This window comes from Streptomyces sp. S465, from assembly GCF_026898115.1.
GTDB lineage: Bacteria > Actinomycetota > Actinomycetes > Streptomycetales > Streptomycetaceae > Streptomyces > Streptomyces luomodiensis.
The window spans coordinates 1,912,143-1,929,912 of the sequence record NZ_CP114036.1 but is presented as its reverse complement, the minus strand read 5'-3'; the positions used below and the strand labels follow the sequence as shown (position 1 = coordinate 1,929,912).

The following is a 17,770-nucleotide window of genomic DNA, read 5'->3' as shown; positions in this document are numbered from 1 at the left end:
GCCAGTCCGGGTGCATCCCTCTGACCAGGGCGGATGACATTCTCGGCAAGCGCAACGTCGGAGAGGAGCCGGCGGTGAAGGTCGCTGAGGTTGACGCCGCGGCTGCCGGGCGAGCCGAAGCCGGCTCGGGGAAAGTTTCTTCCCGTACGTCGCGGATGGCGCGGCTGATCAGCGTGCGCAGGACGGGCCACTGGGCGATCAGGAGGTCCCGGTTCAGCAGGGCGATCAGGTCATCGTGCCGCCCTTCGGCCAGCACGGTGCGGTACATGCTCATCCGCGAGCGCGGCCGGTCCCGCAATCCGGCAGCGAAGCTGACCGTCGTGGCACGCGGACCCGGCCGCGTGACAGGACACTCCGCGTTCGCGTCGGGGGAGAAAGAGCAGCCGGTGCTCATCCGGGCACCGGCGGGCCGGCCTGTCGGCGCGCCGGGAACTGGCTGTCAGGCGCAGGTGGCGAGCATGCCGTCCAGGGCCGAGCGCTCTGCCGGGTCCACGGTCAAACCGTAGGCGTGTTTGACCGAGATCCAGGCGCGGCTGTAGGTGCAGCGGTAGTCGGCCAGCGGGGGCTGCCAGTTGGCGGGGTCCTTCTCGGCCTTGGAGCGATTGGAGACGGCCACGAGCTGGGAGTGGGTGAGGTCGTTCGCGAACGCCCGGCGGTCCTGCGTGGTCCAGGCCGCCGCGCCGGACCTCCACGCCTCCTTCAGTGGCACGACGTGGTCGATGTCGAACTGGGCCGCCGCGTCGGCCGGCACGCCGTCGTAAGGCGAGACCCAGTGCCCCGAGGTCGCACGGCACTGGCTGTCCTGGGTGACGCCTCCGCCGTCGCGCTGGAGGACGACCTCGCGGGTGTCGCAGGTGCCGTGCTGGATGACCCAATGGGGGATTTCCCCCGGCTCTATCCGGGGACGTCCTCTTCGGGTGCGACGGTCAGTTCTTGCAGTTCCGCCCGGACCTCTTCAGCCGTCGGGGGCTCCGGGAGCTCCGCCGCTGGTACGGGAACGGTGACGGACGACGGAGTGCTCGGTGTGGCCCAGCTGGAGGGAGCGGAACCCATGAGGCCGGCGGTTGTCAGCATGGCGGTGCCGCCGCAGCGGCCCAGCGACGCATCATCATGGCCGTCACCGTGGCCTGCCCCGCTGGAGCGAACGTTCTTCTCCCGGGGGCTGTCACCCCATAGTGGATACGCGGCAGCGGGGCTCCAGCCGCCGTCGGGTCCGCGAGGATATCGACTGGAGGCCTTCCCGCCCGGCCTCATGTGTGACTGAGCATTTCTGTTGGCCAGTTGAGCGCGGGAGTGTCAGCTCACAGGCGGTTGGGGCAAGAATGGAACTCACTGCGGGCGACGGTCTGGTGATGCCGTTTCGCCAGGACTGTATTTGGGGGGGGCGTGTGCGCGTACGCATCGGAGACAACGGGTTGACCAGGGAGAGCGTGGGCAGCGGTGGTGGGGACCTGACCGGTCGCTTCGCGGACTGGATCGCAAGGGACCGGACCGTGGGCCGGTACGTCACGATGACCCGCGAACGCTCGGGCACGGCCGACGGCGGGATGTCGGGGGATCTCCTGGAGTGGATCGGCCTGACCTTGAGCACCGGATTCTCCACCGCCAGTCTGATCTACTCCCACCTGAACTTCCGCGCCTCCCTTCCGCCGCGCCAGCGGCCCGGCGCGCGGATGGTGGTCGAGCACAACGGTGTGCGCGTGGTGATCGAGGACGGCGGCGCGGAGGACGTCGCCCGCCTCGCTCGTCTCCTGGGCACCACGGTGGGCAGCGCTGACGGCACCTTGACCGGCCACGCGGGCCCGGGGAGCGGGGACAGCGACGGGCAACGTACCGGGAACGACACCGAAGGGACGGCAAGTGGCGCTTCCTGATCCACGCAGGAGCCGTGCGGTGCTGGTCGGGATCGGTGACTACACGCACGCCGACCTGGCTGCCATGCCGGCGGCGGCCACGGGCGCGGGCCATCTGGCCCGACTGCTCCGCGACCCGTTGATCTGGGGACTCCCGCACGAGCACGTCACCATCCTTGGCACCGATACCACGCAGGAGCGGATTCTGACGACGGTCAGGGACGCCGCGCTGGCCGCGGAGGACACGTTGGTGGTGTACTTCGCCGGGCATGGACTGCGGGATCCGGGCGAACGCCTTCATCTGGCGCTGGTCGACGCCGACCCCGACTACCCCCAGATCGGCACCCTGCCCTATCGCCAACTCCGCGACCTGATCAGGCAAGCCGGCCACCGAGCCAAGCACCGCGTCACCATCCTGGACTGCTGCTACAGCGGCATCGCCGGCGGCATGTCCCACCCCACGGCCCCGACCCGTGACGACCTGGCCGCCGCCCTCGACGAACACGCCCACGCAAACGCCACCGATGGGGACGACGGGGGGCGGCACGGGTCGGACGAGAACGGCTACGGGGACTGTGTGCTGACCTCGGCGCCACCGCAGAGCCGTTCGTTCGTGCGTCCTGGGGCCCCGTTGCCCGAGTTCACGGGTGAGCTGATCACCACGCTGGAAGCGGGCATCACCGGAGTCGGGCCCGCGATCAGCCTGGAGCATGTCTGGCTCAGAATTCGCGACCGCATGCGCGGCCGCGACAGTCCGGAACCACAGCTGTTCGCGCAGAACAACGCCACTCGCCACATTCACTTCCTCAACCGCGCCCCCCACGATCACGGGGAGCAGGGCGCCGCTCCCGATCCGGATCCCGGCCCATCAGCCGCCCACCTCGTGGCACGGGACGCCGCAGAACACGCCGCCCGCGCTATCCCGGACCGCTCCACCAGCATGGGCCTACTGGCCAGGATCGCGGCCGCGACGGTCACGGTCGACCCCGACAAGGCCAGACAGCTGGCCGACGAGGTCATACAGGCCGGCCACGAAATCACCGACCTCTCCCAGCGTGCACGCCTTCTCACAGCAGCCGCCACCTGCCTGGTCGCTCTCGATCCGCCACGTGCACAGCACCTCGTGGACGAGGCCGAAGGGATCATTCAGGGCATAACAGACATCGATGCGAAGGTTTTCGGGCTGGCCCGGCTGGCAACGGCGGTAACCGCGACAGACCGTGACCGGGCGACCTGGCTCCTGGAGAAGGCGGAGGAAGCCCTGCACAGCCTCCCCGACACGCGGTACAAGGCGGACCGGTTGAGAAGCCTGTCGTTCTCCGTGCTCGACGACGAGCCGGAATGGCGTCAGCGCCTCAAGGACGACTCCGAGCACCTCGAAAAAGCCATTCGGCAGAGGGAGCGGTTCGAGGAGGACTCGCGCCGCTCGCCAGAGGGCTTGCGTCGGGCCGGTGAAGTCAGAGCCAATAACGACCCGCGGTGGAGGGTGGTGGAGCTGGTCAAGATCGCGCGGGATTTGGCCGATTCGAGACATTACCACCAGGCGGTGGAACTCCTGGAGGAGGCCGAGCAGACCGTCCGGAAGATCGGCCTTCACGAGAGGGGGGAGGCGCTGAGCGAACTCACCGGCGCCCTGTCACGCGTTTGCTGGGCGGCCAGGACTATCCCCAACCGTGTCATCGACCTCATGACGAGGGTACGAAATGCCGTAAACGGCTTCGCCGACCAAGCGCTGGGCGACCGGCTGACCGACGTCGGCCGGACGCTGGCCGATGTCGCGGGCTACCTGGCCGAAACAGACCCCCATCGGGCGGTCGGGCTCATCCGCGAGGTCCAGACCATCGCACCCCAGCTCCCCGGCCGGAAGCAGCGCCTCCTCGACCACAACGTCGCGCGTGCCCTTCCCCGTGTCGGGATGGGTCTCGCCCCGCTTGACGCCGAGCAGGCGGCGACCCTCGCCCACGAAGCGATGGCCATCGTTCGAACGCTGGACAACGACCTGACGGAAAAGCAGACGTTGCGGGAGGCCGTGAGCGTGCTGGCTCTGGCCGGCCAACACCTGGCCAGAGCCGACCCACGCCGGGCGGATGAACTGCTCGGCGAGTCCGAGTCCTTCGCCCAGCGCCTCCCCGAGCGGGATCGGACGCATGCGCTGAATACTGTCGTGGGGGCGCTGGTCGACGCCGGGAATGCCATCGCCGGCACGGACCCCGACCGGGTGGACAGGTTTGTCCGTAAGTCCGAACGCCTCATGCGTAGCCTCCCGGACGAGAACAGAAGGTTTCATCTGGACGCCATGGCCAGGGTCCTGGTCGCTACCGGGGAAGCGCTGGTCGGGAGCGAACCCGACCGCGCGGTGGGCTGTGCGCGCGAAGCCGAACGCATCGTGCGCCAGCTCCCCCGGGACGAAGAGCGTGCCGCCGTGCTGTGGTCCATCGCGGGTCTACAGGCCGAACTCGTCAAACGCAGACCGGCTTACGCCGACCGCGCCAGACGGACAGCGGAAAGCATCACCGATGACCTGTATAAGGCCATCGCCGTACATGATCTAGCCCTGGCGCTGGCCCCTGCTGACACCGATCAGGCCGAACGCATCGCCCGAAACATCACCGACGCCTATTATCGGGCGAGTGCCCTGGCGGCGATCGCGGAGGCGCGGCTGTAAGCCCGACATCCCTCTCCAGGCTGCGGGTTGACCATGCACGCCTGGAGAGGGCTCCTATTGGGATCACGCTGGGTCCCGACCAGCTGTTCACGCGCTGGAAGCCGCCCTACTGGCCGGAGACGGGCCTTCGCTTGGGAGGGCCAGTCGCCCCCACTCCGCAGTGGCCGGCGGGCAGCAGGCTCGTTGGGCCCGGTATCGCGTGCATGCGCATCCGCCTCCGCGGCTACGCGACCGAGCCCGGGTCACGATGACGGCGAAGACGTACAGGCGCGCTCCGGTCAGAGTGTGGACCGGTCGCTGTCGGTGAGGGTCGGCTTGCCGACCTGACGCTGCAGGATCAGCAGTTGGTGGCCGGAGTACGAGGATCTCGACGTCCTTCTGTCTGTCGCTCATCGGCAGGAGGCGTAGGAATGCTAGGGAGTTGGTCGCGGCGAGGTAGGCCAGGCGCAGCAGCACGACAGATCATAATGTCGCCGGGGCCCTGCGCAGGTGAAGACACTTGGGCGAATGTCGAGGAGAACCGAAGATCCGTGATCAGGCTCCCAACCTGCGTGGATGATGCATCGGCACCCGCAGTGTCGTGGCTCTCTGAGCTCCGCATCACGCGGAACGCAGGCAGGCCGCACCCTCGCTTTCCGGTTTCGGGAAGGGTTCTGACTGTCGTGCCACCGAAGTCGCCGAAGCCTCCCGTGACTCCCGGCTCACGACAGATTCCCTGATCGCCGCCCACCCCTGTAATCAACTCCGTTGGTTTCATTGACATTTCACTCAGAAGTCGTACGTTGGGAGCGCTCCCATGGTCCTTTCAACTGGAAGGAGTTCCCCCCCACATGCGCAAACAGAGCCCATTAACCGGGCGTTCCCGGTCGGCCCTCCGCCGGCCTCTCCAGGCGCTCGCCATGCTGTTCGCCGTGGTTGTCGGCGCACTGACCTGGTCGGCCCCCGCCCAGGCTCACGGCTCCGTCGTCGGCCCCGCCTCCCGCGCGTACCACTGCTGGGAAAGGTGGGGTAACGACCACATGAACCCGGCCATGCAGACCGAAGACCCCATGTGTTGGCAGGCCTTCCAGGCCAACCCCGACACCATGTGGAACTGGATGAGCGCGCTCCGCGACGGCCTCGGTGGCCAGTTCCAGTCGCAGACCCCCAACGGGACGCTCTGCAGCAACAACCTCTCGAGGAACGCCAGTCTGGACAAGCCCGGGCAGTGGAAGACGACCACCGTCGGCAACAACTTCTCGGTCCACGTGCACGACCAGGCGTCCCACGGTGCCGACTACTTCACGGCCTACGTGAGCAAGCAGGGCTTCGACCCCAAGACCCAGACCCTGGGCTGGGGCAACCTCGACTTCATCACGCAGACCGGCCGCTTCGGCCCGGCGACGGACTACACGTTCAACGTCAGCACCTCCGGCTACACCGGGCACCACATCCTGTTCGTGATCTGGCAGGCCTCGCACACCGACCAGGCCTACATGTGGTGCAGCGACGTGAACTTCGGCTGAGCAGAGAAGCGCCGCACACGCCACCGGTCTCTGCCGGGCGCCGGTAACCCGCCGCCCGGCCGGCCGAGCTCCGTCGGGGCAGGGGACCCATTTGGTCACCCTGCCCCGACGGGGCTCCCTTCGCTCCTGGTGTGAACGCGCCCGATCGAATGTCGAGGAGAACCGAAGATCCCTGATCAGGCTCCCGACCTGCGTGGATGATGTATCGGCACCCGCACGACGACCGCCAGTCCGGGTGCATCCCTCTGACCAGGGCGGATGACGTTCTCGGCAAGCGCACCGCTGCCGCGGTCAGGCGCCGCCAGGTACTTGGCGGACTGCTCAACGAGTACCACACCACGTCACCACAGCTGCCTCACCGTCTACAGGAAACGCCCAGCTCAGCAGCCTGATCGGAATATTGACACCCTTCAGGCGATGTTGGTCGCACTCGCTCAGCCGGCCGAAGTGTTCTGTGTCGCCTCGCGTGCTTCGGTGAGGGCTCGCTGCCTGAGGTTGCCGCCGAACAACTGAATCGTGGTGGCGGCCAGGATGTCATCCCTGCCGATGGTCCGCCCGTCCCCCCTGCGGGTGGACAGGGCCCGGTGGGAATCCTTGAGGAACGGGGGTGGGGCCGGTTCGCCCGACATCACTGGGGTGACCGTACCGAAACGTTTGACCCCGCCCTCGCGGACGACCATGGCCGCGTCCCGGGCGAGGTCCGTCAGGAACACGCTCGCGATTCCGTCCAGGTCGCGGACCATCGCTGGGACGGCCGTCGCCCCCTGGCTTCGCAGCAGCTTCTTGACCCCAGCCTCGAACCTGTGGGCGCCCACCACAGCACTGGGTTTGCGCGACCTGCTGCGCTTACGAGAAGGCACGATGACACCCTCGGCGTCGTACAGGACACCGGTCAGGCCTTGAAACGTCGGGCTGTGGTCGTACCACTTGGTCCCCACCTCGAGCTCGACGTTCCGGTCGATCGCCGAGAGAAGGTCCCCGGGAATCAGCTTCTTCCGGGCCTCCGCTGCCGCCGCTCTCCTCGCGCCGTCGATGATCTCCGTCAGCACTGTCCGCGTCACCGACGCGGCGGCCCACGCGGCCGACCGAGAGACGTGCATCGAGGTCACGTCCCTGAACACCGCCTTGACGAGAGAAGGCTTGAACGGCGAGACATCCATGACCGAGGCGGTCCCGGGACCGCTGCGCTCAGGACGTGCGGGCTGTGTGGTCATCGGAAGGAACGCTCCCTGCTGTCGGAGTTATCAAAGGCCCATACTTCACCAGGCAGACCCGCTCTCTTCCCCCATCCTCCGTCGAGGCGTCACCCGGTCACGCCTGCCTCAACTGGCCGGTGTGCCGGACCTGCCCGGGACCGACTCCACGGCGTGCGCACCCCGATGGGGACGGCCGCTGTACCACCTGTACCTCGGCCTGGTGACCGAGGGCCGGGGCTCCTGCTCGGTGGTCCGGGGGCGGTCCTGGTGGTTATGCGGCCTCGGCCGCGCCTACCCGGCGGGGGTCCGCGCAGGCAGCCATCGTGCCCGTGGCGGGGTCCAGGGTGATGCCTTCGAAGTTTCCGGTGAGCGCGTACCAGGGGTTGGTCACCCGGGTCCACAACCGCTCCCGTGCCGCCCACGCGCACACCTCCCGCAGGACCTGTGGAGCGAAGCCGGCTTCCAGCAGGTTGCCCGGTTCCCAGCCGCGTTCGGGGGAGTGCGGACGGGCGCCGAACCGCGGCGCCTGCACGGATTCCTCGATCGTCATGCCGAAGTCCAGGATGTTCACCAGGTTCTGCAGCACGCAGGAGACCAGCGACACGGACGGCGATCCGGAGACCACCACCGGGCTGCCGTTTCGGAAGATGATGTTCGGGGCGAGGTAGACGCAGGCCCGCTCGCCTGGCTGCGGCATCACCCGTTGGAAGAAGGAGCCGCCGCCGGAGAGCTGGAAGCCCTCGCAGAACAGCCCGTTGACCCAGCCGGAGGCCATGTGGGAGTGGGTCACCGAGGCGATGTTGCCGTTACGGTCCACTACGGAGACGTGGATGGTTCCGGGACTCGGCGGCGGGGCGTCGAGTGGCGGCCGGGAGGACAGCAGCGCCATCCTGGTGCGGGCGTACTGTTTGGACCCAAGCAGTGCGAGCCGCTCGCCGTCCTGCTCACGGCCGTGCTGCCGGGGCGGTGCGTAGTACACCGTGTTGTGCACCTGGAGCAGAAGCTTCAGGCACTCGGGTGAGGCGGAGGGCGGCCCCAGCCGCGCCACGTCCAGCGTCTCCAGCATGTTGAGGGCTTCGACGAGCTGCGCGCCGCCATCGTCCGGCGGCGCGGAGGCGACCACTTCGGCGCCCCGGTAGGTGCCCCTGACCGGTTCCTGCAGGAGCACCTGGTACTCCTCGAAGTCTTTCGGCGTGATGACCCCGCCGTCGGACTGGACGGTTTCGCAGAAGGCGCGGGAGAAGTCGCCCAGGTAGTAGTCCATGCCTTCGTCGCGCAGCCGTTCCAGGGTGCGGGCGGCCTGCTCCTGCCGGATGACCTGGCCGGGCATCGCCAGGTGCCCGTGGGGGAAGAAGACGTCGCGCATCTGTTCGCAGGAGCCCAGGTTGGCCTGCTGGCCGTACATCACCCCGAACAGGAAGGGGTTGACCTCGAAGCCCTCCCGCGCGACCGCGATCGCCGGGGCGAGCAGGCGCCGGGCGGGCAGGCTGCCGAACCGGCGGCGGGCCTCGTCGAAGGCCGGCCACCAGCCGGGCACCGGGACGCCCCGGCCGCGCGTCAGGTCGGCCCCGGTGAAGTCGGGCAGCGGCGCCAGCGGTGCGTTGACGTTGCCGTTGAGGTACACGGTGGTGCCGGTGGCCGCATGGTGGTGCAGCATGCTCAGGCCGCCGGTGAGCGACGTCATGTGCGGTTCCACCACGAGCTGCGCGGCTGCCGCGGTGAGCGCCGCGTCGCAGGCGTTCCCGCCCTCGCGCAGCACGTCGGCCGCGGCCCGGACCGCGATCGGGTGCGAGGTCACCACCAAGCCCGAGGTGCCGGTGACGAGGGGTTTGCGCCCGTAGCGGGCCGGTGTCACGGTATCCAATGAAGGTCCTTTTATCGTGTTTGTCGCGTCGCGTGTGTCGCGTGTGTCGCGTGTGTGCGGCCGGACGGAGCCGGTGCCGGGCGCCCTCTCGCCCGGCACCGGCTCCGTGGAGCTGCTAGGCGGTGGCCGGGAGCTTGCGCGCTTCGTCGACGGACTTCGGCAGGGCGAAGCCGGCGACCAGCGCGGACAGCAGGCAGAAGAAGGTCATGTACCAGCCGAAGGAGACGTCGGTGCCGGTGAGCCCGTGCAGCCAGGCGGCGAGCAGCGGTGCGGTGCCGCCGAGGAGCGTGGTGCCGACGTTGTAGTTGAGGGCCGAGGCCGTGCCGCGCACATGCGCCGGGAAGCTCATGACGTAGGCGGTGGTCAGCGGTCCGCCGACGATGTTGTTGATCACGGTGAAGACCACCACCGCAACGAAGGCGAGGACCACCGAACCCGACTCGATGGCGAGGAAGGTCGGCACGGTGAGGAGCACGAACACCGAGTAGCCCGCCACCAGCAGGCGCCGGCCGCCGTGCCGGTCGGCCATCAGGCCGCCCCAGATCGCCGCCGGCGCGCCGACGACGTAGGTGAGGATCGCGGCCAGCAGCGCCTGGTCCTCGCCGAAGCCGTTCTGGACGAGCGCGGTGACGAAGTAGCTCTGGATCACGAAGGAGCCGACCCGCTGCCCGGCGCCCAGCCCGATCGCCCGGAGCATGTCCCGCCAGTACCCGCGCACCGCCTCGCGGAACGGTGACTGCTTGACGGTCTCGGCCTTGGCCTGCTCCATCACCTGCCGGAATTCCGGGGTCTCGGTGACGTGCCTGCGGATGTAGAGGGTCACCAGGGACAGCGGTGCCGCCAGGAGGAACAGCACCCGCCAGCCCCAGGCGTTGAAGTCGTGTTCCGGGACGGCCAGGATCATCACGTAGGCGATGGCCGATGCGAGCAGCGGACCGATCGAGGTCGAGCCCACACACCATCCGGAGAGGTAGTTGCGTCCGCGTTTGTCGCCGTGCTCCAGCAGGAAGTCGGCGGCCGCGGTGTACTCGCCGCTGGCGCCGACGCCCTGGACCACCCGGCACAGGGCGAGCAGGGCCGGCGCGGCGACGCCGATGGCCGAGTAGGTGGGCAGCAGGCCGATGGCCACGGTCCCGATCGACATCAGCGCGATGGTCAGGGTCAGGACGTACTTGCGGCCCTTGATGTCCCCGACGCGCCCCATGAGGGTGCCGCCGATCGGACGGACCGCGTAGGACAGGATCAGGCCCAGATAGGTGGAGATCAGGGCCGTGGTGGAGCCGCCGGCGAAGAACTGCTGGGCGATGACCACCGCGAGGATGCCGTAAAGGGCGTTGTCATACCATTCGACGGCGTTGCCGAGCATGGCGGACCACAGGATCCGGCGCCACGGGACGGCGGTCGGCCGGGGGCCGCGGGGACCGGGGACGGGTCCGGGGGCGGGGGTGTCGGCGGAGTCACCGGTGGACGGTGCTGCTGCGTGGCTCACCGGACACCTCCTTTCGTGGTGGGAAGCAGAAGAAGAGGGGCGTGCGGTCTCGGTCAGGGGGGCGGGGCGGGGCGCCGCCCGGCCGGCGGCGGGCCGGGGCGGGCGGCGGTGCGGTGGTGAGGCGTTCTCGGGGCGGCGTCAGGCGTCTTCGGCGGCCGCGCCGTAGTGCTCGCGCGCCCGCTCGGGGGAGATCACCTGCTCGCGGATGTCGCGCCGCACCTGCTGGGGCGAACGCTCGGCCGGGTCGCCGTAGCCGCCGGCGCCGGCGGTGACGATGCTCACCCGGTCGCCGGGCTGCAGCACGGTATGGCCGTGCACGACCGGCCGGGCGCCGTCGCTGAGTTCGACGCGGGCACTGCTGCCCGGCCGGCCGCCGAACAGGCCCCACGGCCGGGACGTCTGCCGACTGGTGTCCAGCCAGAACTGCACGTCGCACTCCTCGACCCGTACGGTGCGGCGGATGCCCATGCCGCCGCGGTGCCGGCCCGCGCCGCCGGAGTCCTCGACCAGCTCGTACGCCTCGACGACCAGCGGGTACTCGCTCTCCAGCGACTCCACCGGCAGGTTGGAGGTGTTGGTGACGTGTACCTGTACGCCGTCCAGCCCGTCCTTGGTCGCGCGGGCGCCCGAGCCGCCGCCGATGGTCTCCAGGTAGACGAAGTACTTCCCGGTGCGGGAGTCCTGCCCGGAGAAGTGCACGCCGGTGTTGGCGCCATTGGCCGCGGCGGTCACCCGCTCGGGCACGGCCGGCGCCAGGGCGCCGTGGACCAGGTCGACGACGCGCTGGCAGGTCTCGGTGCGGCCGTTGACGGCGGCGGGCTCGACGCAGTTGACGATGGAGCCGAGCGGCGCGTCGACGCGGATCGGGCGGTGCAGGCCGGCGTTGGACGGGATGTCCGGGTCGACCAGCGTCTTGACCGCGTAGTAGACGGTGGCGTACAGGGCCGTCCACACCATGTTCACCGAGGCGCGGACCTGGCCGGGGTTGCCGGCGAAGTCGAAGTGCAGCTCGTCGCCGGCGACGGTGACCTTCAGCCGCAGCTCGAGCTCGTCGTCCAGCTCGGGGCAGTCGAACCTGTCGCGGAAGGTGTAGGTGCCGTCGGGCACCTCGGCGATCGCGGCGCGGGTGCGGCGTTCGGTGTAGTCGAGCAGGGCTGCCGCTGTGGCGATCATGGTGTCGCGGCCGTAGCGGTCGGCCAGCTCGGTGTACCGGGAGGTCGCCAGCCGGTTGGCGGCGAGCTGGGCGCGGAAGTCGGCGCGCCGCTCGGCCGGTACCTGGCAGTTGGTGAGGATCAGCTGGAAGACGTCCTCCTGGATCCGGCCGTCGCGGGCGAACCGCACCGGCGGGATGCGCAGGCCCTCTTGGAAGATGTGGGCGTGGCCCCGGTCGCCGAAGTCGGCGTGGTGGGCCAGGTTGGCGGCCCAGGCGGTCAGCAGGCCGCCCACGAACACCGGCGTGATCAGCACCATGTCGGGCAGGTGGGAGCCGCCGCCTGAGTAGGGGTCGTTGCTGATGAAGGTGTCGCCGGGGCGGATCTCCTCGACGGGGAAGCGCTCCAGCACGGCGGAGACGACTCCGATCAGCGAGCCCAGGTGGACCGGGGAGGCCTGCTCGGCTTGGGCCAGCATGCGGCCCTCGGCGTCGAACAGGCCGGCGGTGCAGTCCCGGCGCTCTTTGATGTTGCTGGAGTAGGCGGCGCGCACCAGGGTCTCGCCCATCTCCTCGACGATGGAGGACAGGGCCGAGCCCATGACTTCTACCAGTACGGGGTCCGGCGAGGTGGTGCTCTTGGCGGTGGCGTTCAATTGGGGTTCCTCGGGGGCGGGCCGCAAGGGCGGGTCGGGTCAGTCCGTGGCGTTGGCGGTGTCGGCGATGGCGATGACGAGGTTGGAGTGCTCGTCGACGGTGAGGGTGTCGCCGGGCAGCAGCAGGGTCGTGGTGTCCATCTGCTCCACCACGGCCGGCCCCGCGACGCGGTTCCCGGGACGCAGCCGGCCGCGCCGGTAGATCGGGACGGGGATGAAGCCGCCCAGCTCCGGCAGGTACACCTCGCGGCTGCCGGCCAGTGCCGCGGACGCGTCCTCGCCGCCCGGTTCCTCGCGCCGCAGCGCGGCCTTGGGAACCGCGCCCACGCCCTGGAGGCGGAAGGTGACGACCTGGACGGGCTCCTCGGGGGAGGAGTAGCCGTACAGGCGCTCGTGCTCGGCGGCGAAGGCGTCCAGGACGCCGCGCACGGCGGCCGCGTCCAGTTCGCCGTCCGGCACCGGCACCGGGATCTCGTAGTTCTGCCCGGCGTAGCGCAACTCGGCAGTGCGCCGCACGGTCCGGTCGGTCTCGGGGATGCGCTCGTCGTCGAACCAGGCGTGTGCCTCGGCGGCGAGCTCGGCGTACACCTCGCCGAGTTGCCCGGCGAACCGCTCGCCCAGCGGCTGGATACGGGTACGGGAGAAGTCCGCGCGCACGTCGGTCATGAGCAGGCCGAGGGCGGACTGCGCACCCGGCGTCGGCGGGACCAGCACGGTGCGCATCCCCAGCTCACGGGCGAGGCGGGAGGCGTGCAGCGGGCCGGCGCCGCCGAAGGGCACCAGGGTGTAGTCGCGCGGGTCGTAGCCGCGCTGCACCGAGATGACCCGGATCGCGCGGGCCATGTTGGCGGTGACCACGCGCAGGATGCCCTGGGCGGTCTCCTCGGTGCCCAGCCCGACGCGGGCCGCGATCCGCTCGACGGCCGCTCGGGCGGCGGCCTCGTCGATCTTCTTGCGGCCGTCCAGCAGGTATGCGGGGTTGAGGACGTGCAGGACCACGTTGGCGTCGGTCACCGACGCCTCGGTGCCCTTGCCGTAACAGGCGGGGCCCGGGTCGGCACCGGCGCTGGCCGGGCCGACCTTGAGGTGCCCGCCGGCGTCGACCCACGTCAGGGAGCCGCCGCCGGCGCCGACGGTGTGGATGTCCAGCATCGGGGTGCGGATCGGCCGGCCGTCCAGCTCCATGCCGGTGGTGACCTTCGGCTGCCCGCCCTGGACCAGGGAGACGTCGGAGGAAGTGCCGCCCATGTCGAACGTGATGATGTCCGGGTGGCCGGCGGCGGCGCAGATGCCGGCGGCCCCCACCACGCCGGTGCTCGGACCGGACAGCACCATGCGCACCGGCAGTGCCTCGGCCGCCTCGAACGGGATGATCCCGCCGTTGGACTGGGTGACGTGCGGGACCACCGTCAGGCCCTGCTGCGCCAGGCGCCGGCGCAGGCCGGCCAGGTAGTCGGCGACGATCGGGCCGACGTAGGCATTGGTCGCCACCGTGGACAGCCGTTCGTACTCACGGAACTCGGGCAGCACCTGGCTGGAGAGCGACACGTAGGCGCCGGGCAGCTCCTCGGCGAGGATCTCCCCGATCCGCTCCTCGTGCCGCGGATGCAGGAAGCTGTACAGCAGGCAGACCGCGACCGATCGGACATCCTGCTCGCGCAGCACCTTGGCGGCGGCCCGCACGTCCTGCTCGTCCAGGGGGATCTCCACCCGGCCGTCGTGCCGGACCCGCTCGGTGACCTCCAGCCGCAGGTCGCGCGGGGCGAACGGGGCGGGCTTGTCGGCCTGCAGGTCGTACAGACGCGGACGACGGCCGCGGCCGAGCTCGAGCAGGTCACGGAAGCCGCGGGTGGTGATCACGGCGGTTCGCACACCGCGGCCGGTGAGCAGCGCGTTGGTGCCCACGGTGGTGCCGTGGGCGAAGTACGACACCTCGGCCATGGACCTGTCGCCGATCTGCTCCAGGATCTGCCGGACGCCCTCGACGATGGCCAGCCCCGGGTCCTGCGGGGTGCTGGAGACCTTCCGCACGTGCACGGTCCCCGTCCCCTCGTCGTAGGCGACGACGTCGGTGAAGGTGCCTCCCGTGTCGACGCCGATGCGCAGGGTCATACGTTTCCTCCGATGGTGCTCGTGTGAGGGCGGGGGCCGGAGGCCGGCCCGATGCCGGGGGTGCGGGCGGCGGGCCGCGGGGGACGGACGGGACCGGCGGGCTCGGCCGGCTCCAGGGGGACGCCGTGGCCGAAGCCGCCGTGTGCCAGGCAGGCGCCGGCGGCCGCCGCTGCCGCCGAGGCCAGACCAGGCCGGGGGTCCTCACCGCCGGCGAGGGCCACCAGCAGTGTGCCGATGAACGCATCTCCCGCGCCGAGGGTGTCCACCGCCTCGACCGGCTGCGCGGGCTGCCGCCATATGGTGGCGCCGTCGCTCAGCCACGCCCCGTCGAGGCCCCTGGTGACCAGGGACCACTGTGCGCCGCGGGCGGCGGCCTCGGCCAGCAGCTCCCGGACCTCCGCGTCGTCCAGGCCGGTGCCGGAGAACGCGGCGAGGTACAGGTGGGGCACCAGATCCGGGGCCCATGGCGCGTCGCGCTGCTGGGAGAAGTCGAACGACACCCGGGTGTGCCGGGCGATCCGCGGGACCTGTTCGATCAGTGAGCCGCTGTAGGCGGTGTGGACGATGTCGTGGGCGGCGAGGGCGGCGATTTCCGGGTCCGTCAGATGGAAGCGGGAGACGCCGTCGGAGGCGCCCTTGAAGACCCGGTCGCCGTCCACCAGGCCGATTTCGGCCCAGGCGTTCGGCCCCGCCGCGGTGCGCACCCCGCCGGTGTCGACGCCCTCCGCGCTCAGCGCCCGGCGCACGGCCCGGCCGGCCTCGTCATCACCGGTCACGCCCAGGTAGGCGGCGCGGGCTCCGGCGCGGCGCGCGTACACAGCCGCGTTGACCGCGTTGCCGCCGGGGAACATCGTTCCCAGGTCGGGGTAGCGGTCGACCACGTTGTCGCCGATGCCGATCAGCCGCATCAGTACGCGACCCGGTACATGTAGCGGCGCTGGGCGGTGTTGTGGCCGCGTTCGGCGGCGCAGAAGTCGAGCAGCCGGCGGGAGGCGCTCGCCACGGCGAGCGGGCTGATCAGGCCGCGCTGCCGCGGCGGCACACCGGGCAGGGTGAAGTCCTTGGAGTCCAGCACGGACCAGGTGCGGTAGTAGCGCTCGGCGAAGGCGACCGCCCGTTCGCCCATCGGGCGGGTGGCGTCCTCGCCGACGAGTACCAGCACCGGGTGGTCACCGACGATCTCGAACGGGCCGTGGAAGAAGTCCCCGGCGTTGACCGCCGAGGCGTGCAGCCAGTTCATCTCCTGCAGATAGCAGGCGGCCAGAGCGTTGGCGGCGCCGAAGTTCGGGCCGGCGCCGAGCACGTACACCAGCTCGGCGTCGCGCCACTGCTCGCCCACCCGCTTCCCGAGCGGGGCGACCTCCTGCTTGGCGGTTGTGAGCGCCTCCGGCACGGCGGCCACGGCCCGCCAGGCCTGCTCGGCGTCGAGCAGGGAGCCGGTGGCCTCCAGCAGGGCGAGCGCCATCTGCGTGAAGTGGATGGCCTTGGGTTCGGTGACGGTGATGTCGCTCGGGTAGTCGAAGAGCACGTCGGCCTCATCGGCCAGCGGGCAGTCGCCGCTCCGGGCGATGCCGGCCACGGTCGCGCCTGCCTTCTTCGCCACCCGCACGGCCTCCAGCGTCTCGGGTGTGGCACCCGAGTGCGACGAGGCGACGACCAGGGAGGTCCGGTCGAGTCCGGCCAGCGGGCGGTGGACCAGCTCAGCGGCGGTCATCCGGTGCGAGACCACCGTGCCCTCACTGCTCTCCATGAGGTCCTGGGCAGGGAAGGTCGAGTAGAACGAGCCGCCGCAGCCTACGAAGTACACCGTCCGCAGTCCCTTCCCGACCAGGCGGGCGGCCAGTTCGCGGGCCTTGCCGGCCTGAGCGACGGTGTGCTCAAGGGTGGGGGTGAGGTCGTCGGACAGCGGGATCGGGTCGACGGCGACGTCCAGCATTCGGGGTCTCCTCCGCGCGAAACGGGGTCGTGCACGGCCCGTGGCGTCAGACGCACCACGGACGGGCGATGATGTGCCGGTGAATTTGCTGAGAAGGTTCTCAGTCAGGTGATGAGAACCTTCTCAGCGGGCCTAGACTGTGTCAAGAGGTCGGTTGCGGACTACCTCGGGAGCCGTATCCCGAGGCGGCGTCCACGAGATCGACCTCCCGGAGAGAAGGAGGCACTCACGTGCAGAGCAAGGGGCGGACCGGCGGGCCGCCGAGCATCGTCGAAGTCGCTCGGGCCGCAGGCGTCTCCACGGCCACGGCCGGCCGGGTCCTCGGCGGCTACGGGCAGTCCAGCGCGGCCTCCCGGGTGAAAGTGGAGGAGGCCGCGAGGCGGCTCGGCTACCGGCCCAACGGGCTCGCCCGCAGCCTCATCCACGGCTCGACCCAGACCATCGGCGTCATCGTCACCGACGTCGGCAACTCCTTCTTCGCCCAAGCGGTCCGGGGCATCGCCGACGTGGTGCGGGCCGGAGGCTTCGAGATCCTCCTCGCCAACACCGACTCCGACCCCGACGCCGAGCAACGCGCCATCCAGGTCATGTGGGAGAAACGGGTCGACGGCGTGATCATCGCTCCCGAGGGAGCGGACAGCGCCGAACGACTGCGCACCCTGGTCGACGGCGGCCTCCCGGTCGTCCTCCTGGACCGCCCGCTGACGGCCCTGCCCCAGGTCGACCAGGTCATCGTCAACAACACCGCCTGCGCCCGCGGCGCCGTCAACCACCTGATCAGCCTGGGTCACCAGCGCATCGCCGTGATCAGCGAGGCCTCACGCGACTTCTCCCGGCTGCTCGGCCAATCCGCGGACGGCGACGGCGAGCGGCCCAGCGCCGCCCGGCTCACCGGGTATCTCTCCGCACTCCAGCGCGCCGGCATCCAGCCGGACCCCGGCCTCGCGGTGCACTCGCCCTACGACCGGGCCGCCGCCGAGCGGGCCACCACCCGCCTGCTGCGCCGCGACCCGTCCGTCACCGCCCTTTTCTGCACGGACAACATCCTCACCTCAGGCGCCCTCGCCGCGGTGCAGCGCAGCGGCCGAGCCTGCCCCGAGGAGATCTCCCTGGTCGGCTTCGACGACCAGGACTGGACAACCCTGGTACGTCCGCAGCTCACCGTGGTCCGCCAGCCGCACCGCGAACTCGGCGCGGCCGCCGCGGAACAACTGCTCGCCCGCCTGCACGCCCGCCGCACGGGCGAGGGCCCGGCCGACGGCGAGGCCGTGCACCTGCGGCTTCAGGCCAAGCTGGTCCGCAGAGCCTCGACCGCCCCCGCCGTAACGAACGGGACGTGACAGC

General features: G+C 70.4%; 12 protein-coding genes and 1 pseudogene. 4 read left to right on the top strand and 9 right to left on the bottom strand.

Annotated features, from left to right (window positions below; translation table 11 throughout):
• Positions 1–94: 94 nt before the first annotated feature.
• Positions 95–292 (bottom strand): annotated as a pseudogene (locus N6H00_RS40440) (hypothetical protein); the annotation flags it as partial.
• 147 nt (positions 293–439) lie between these two features.
• Complete coding sequence (locus N6H00_RS40435; protein ID WP_443072911.1) at positions 440–751, bottom strand: HNH endonuclease family protein; 312 nt, start codon at positions 749–751, stop codon at positions 440–442.
• A gap of 664 nt (positions 752–1,415) precedes the next feature.
• Here N6H00_RS40435 and N6H00_RS08205 point away from each other — a divergent pair.
• From N6H00_RS08205 to N6H00_RS08195, 3 genes are all read left to right on the top strand, one after another.
• Positions 1,416–1,874, top strand: a complete 459-nt coding sequence (locus tag N6H00_RS08205; protein ID WP_268970929.1) for an effector-associated constant component EACC1 — start codon at positions 1,416–1,418, stop codon at positions 1,872–1,874.
• 19 nt (positions 1,875–1,893) lie between these two features.
• Complete coding sequence (locus N6H00_RS08200; protein ID WP_268970928.1) at positions 1,894–4,518, top strand: caspase family protein; 2,625 nt, start codon at positions 1,894–1,896, stop codon at positions 4,516–4,518.
• Positions 4,519–5,417: 899 nt separating this feature from the next.
• Positions 5,418–6,023 carry a lytic polysaccharide monooxygenase auxiliary activity family 9 protein gene (locus N6H00_RS08195; RefSeq protein ID WP_268976875.1) on the top strand — a complete coding sequence of 202 codons (606 nt, stop codon included), beginning with the start codon at positions 5,418–5,420 and terminating at the stop codon, positions 6,021–6,023.
• A 434-nt stretch (positions 6,024–6,457) separates the two neighbouring features.
• On the opposite strand, the gene N6H00_RS08190 is transcribed toward N6H00_RS08195, so the two are convergent.
• The 7 genes from N6H00_RS08190 to N6H00_RS08160 form a co-directional block, all read right to left on the bottom strand.
• A complete protein-coding gene (locus N6H00_RS08190; RefSeq protein WP_268970927.1) occupies positions 6,458–7,237 on the bottom strand; it encodes a hypothetical protein in 780 nt (259 codons plus the stop codon).
• Positions 7,238–7,490: 253 nt separating this feature from the next.
• Complete coding sequence (locus N6H00_RS08185) at positions 7,491–9,074, bottom strand: gamma-glutamyltransferase (protein WP_268976874.1); 1,584 nt, start codon at positions 9,072–9,074, stop codon at positions 7,491–7,493.
• 124 nt (positions 9,075–9,198) lie between these two features.
• Positions 9,199–10,572, bottom strand: coding sequence for an MFS transporter (locus N6H00_RS08180; protein ID WP_268970926.1), 1,374 nt, complete (start codon positions 10,570–10,572; stop codon positions 9,199–9,201).
• Positions 10,573–10,710: 138 nt separating this feature from the next.
• Complete coding sequence (locus N6H00_RS08175) at positions 10,711–12,378, bottom strand: hydantoinase B/oxoprolinase family protein (protein ID WP_268970925.1); 1,668 nt, start codon at positions 12,376–12,378, stop codon at positions 10,711–10,713.
• Positions 12,379–12,417: 39 nt separating this feature from the next.
• Positions 12,418–14,490 carry a hydantoinase/oxoprolinase family protein gene (locus N6H00_RS08170; protein ID WP_268970924.1) on the bottom strand — a complete coding sequence of 691 codons (2,073 nt, stop codon included), beginning with the start codon at positions 14,488–14,490 and terminating at the stop codon, positions 12,418–12,420.
• Positions 14,487–15,398 (bottom strand): PfkB family carbohydrate kinase, encoded by a 912-nt coding sequence (locus tag N6H00_RS08165; RefSeq protein ID WP_268970923.1) that lies wholly within the window; start codon positions 15,396–15,398, stop codon positions 14,487–14,489. Before N6H00_RS08165 ends, N6H00_RS08170 begins: the two co-directional genes overlap by 4 nt.
• Complete coding sequence (locus tag N6H00_RS08160) at positions 15,398–16,426, bottom strand: SIS domain-containing protein (protein WP_268970922.1); 1,029 nt, start codon at positions 16,424–16,426, stop codon at positions 15,398–15,400. The genes N6H00_RS08165 and N6H00_RS08160 overlap by 1 nt, the downstream gene beginning before the upstream one ends.
• Positions 16,427–16,656: 230 nt before the next feature.
• Here N6H00_RS08160 and N6H00_RS08155 point away from each other — a divergent pair, with 230 nt between their 5' ends.
• On the top strand, positions 16,657–17,766 hold the full coding sequence (locus N6H00_RS08155) for a LacI family DNA-binding transcriptional regulator (protein ID WP_268970921.1): 1,110 nt from the start codon (positions 16,657–16,659) through the stop codon (positions 17,764–17,766).
• Positions 17,767–17,770 lie beyond the last annotated feature (4 nt).

What these genes read in the sequence shown, in the direction of transcription:
- N6H00_RS08195 (WP_268976875.1), top strand. Translation starts at nt 5,418, where the DNA reads ATGCTGTTCGCCGTGGTTGTCGGCGCACTGACCTGGTCGGCCCCCGCC.
- N6H00_RS08190 (WP_268970927.1), bottom strand. Translation starts at nt 7,237, where the DNA reads ATGACCACACAGCCCGCACGTCCTGAGCGCAGCGGTCCCGGGACCGCC.
- N6H00_RS08170 (WP_268970924.1), bottom strand. Translation starts at nt 14,490, where the DNA reads ATGACCCTGCGCATCGGCGTCGACACGGGAGGCACCTTCACCGACGTC.
- N6H00_RS08165 (WP_268970923.1), bottom strand. Translation starts at nt 15,398, where the DNA reads ATGCGGCTGATCGGCATCGGCGACAACGTGGTCGACCGCTACCCCGAC.
- N6H00_RS08160 (WP_268970922.1), bottom strand. Translation starts at nt 16,426, where the DNA reads ATGCTGGACGTCGCCGTCGACCCGATCCCGCTGTCCGACGACCTCACC.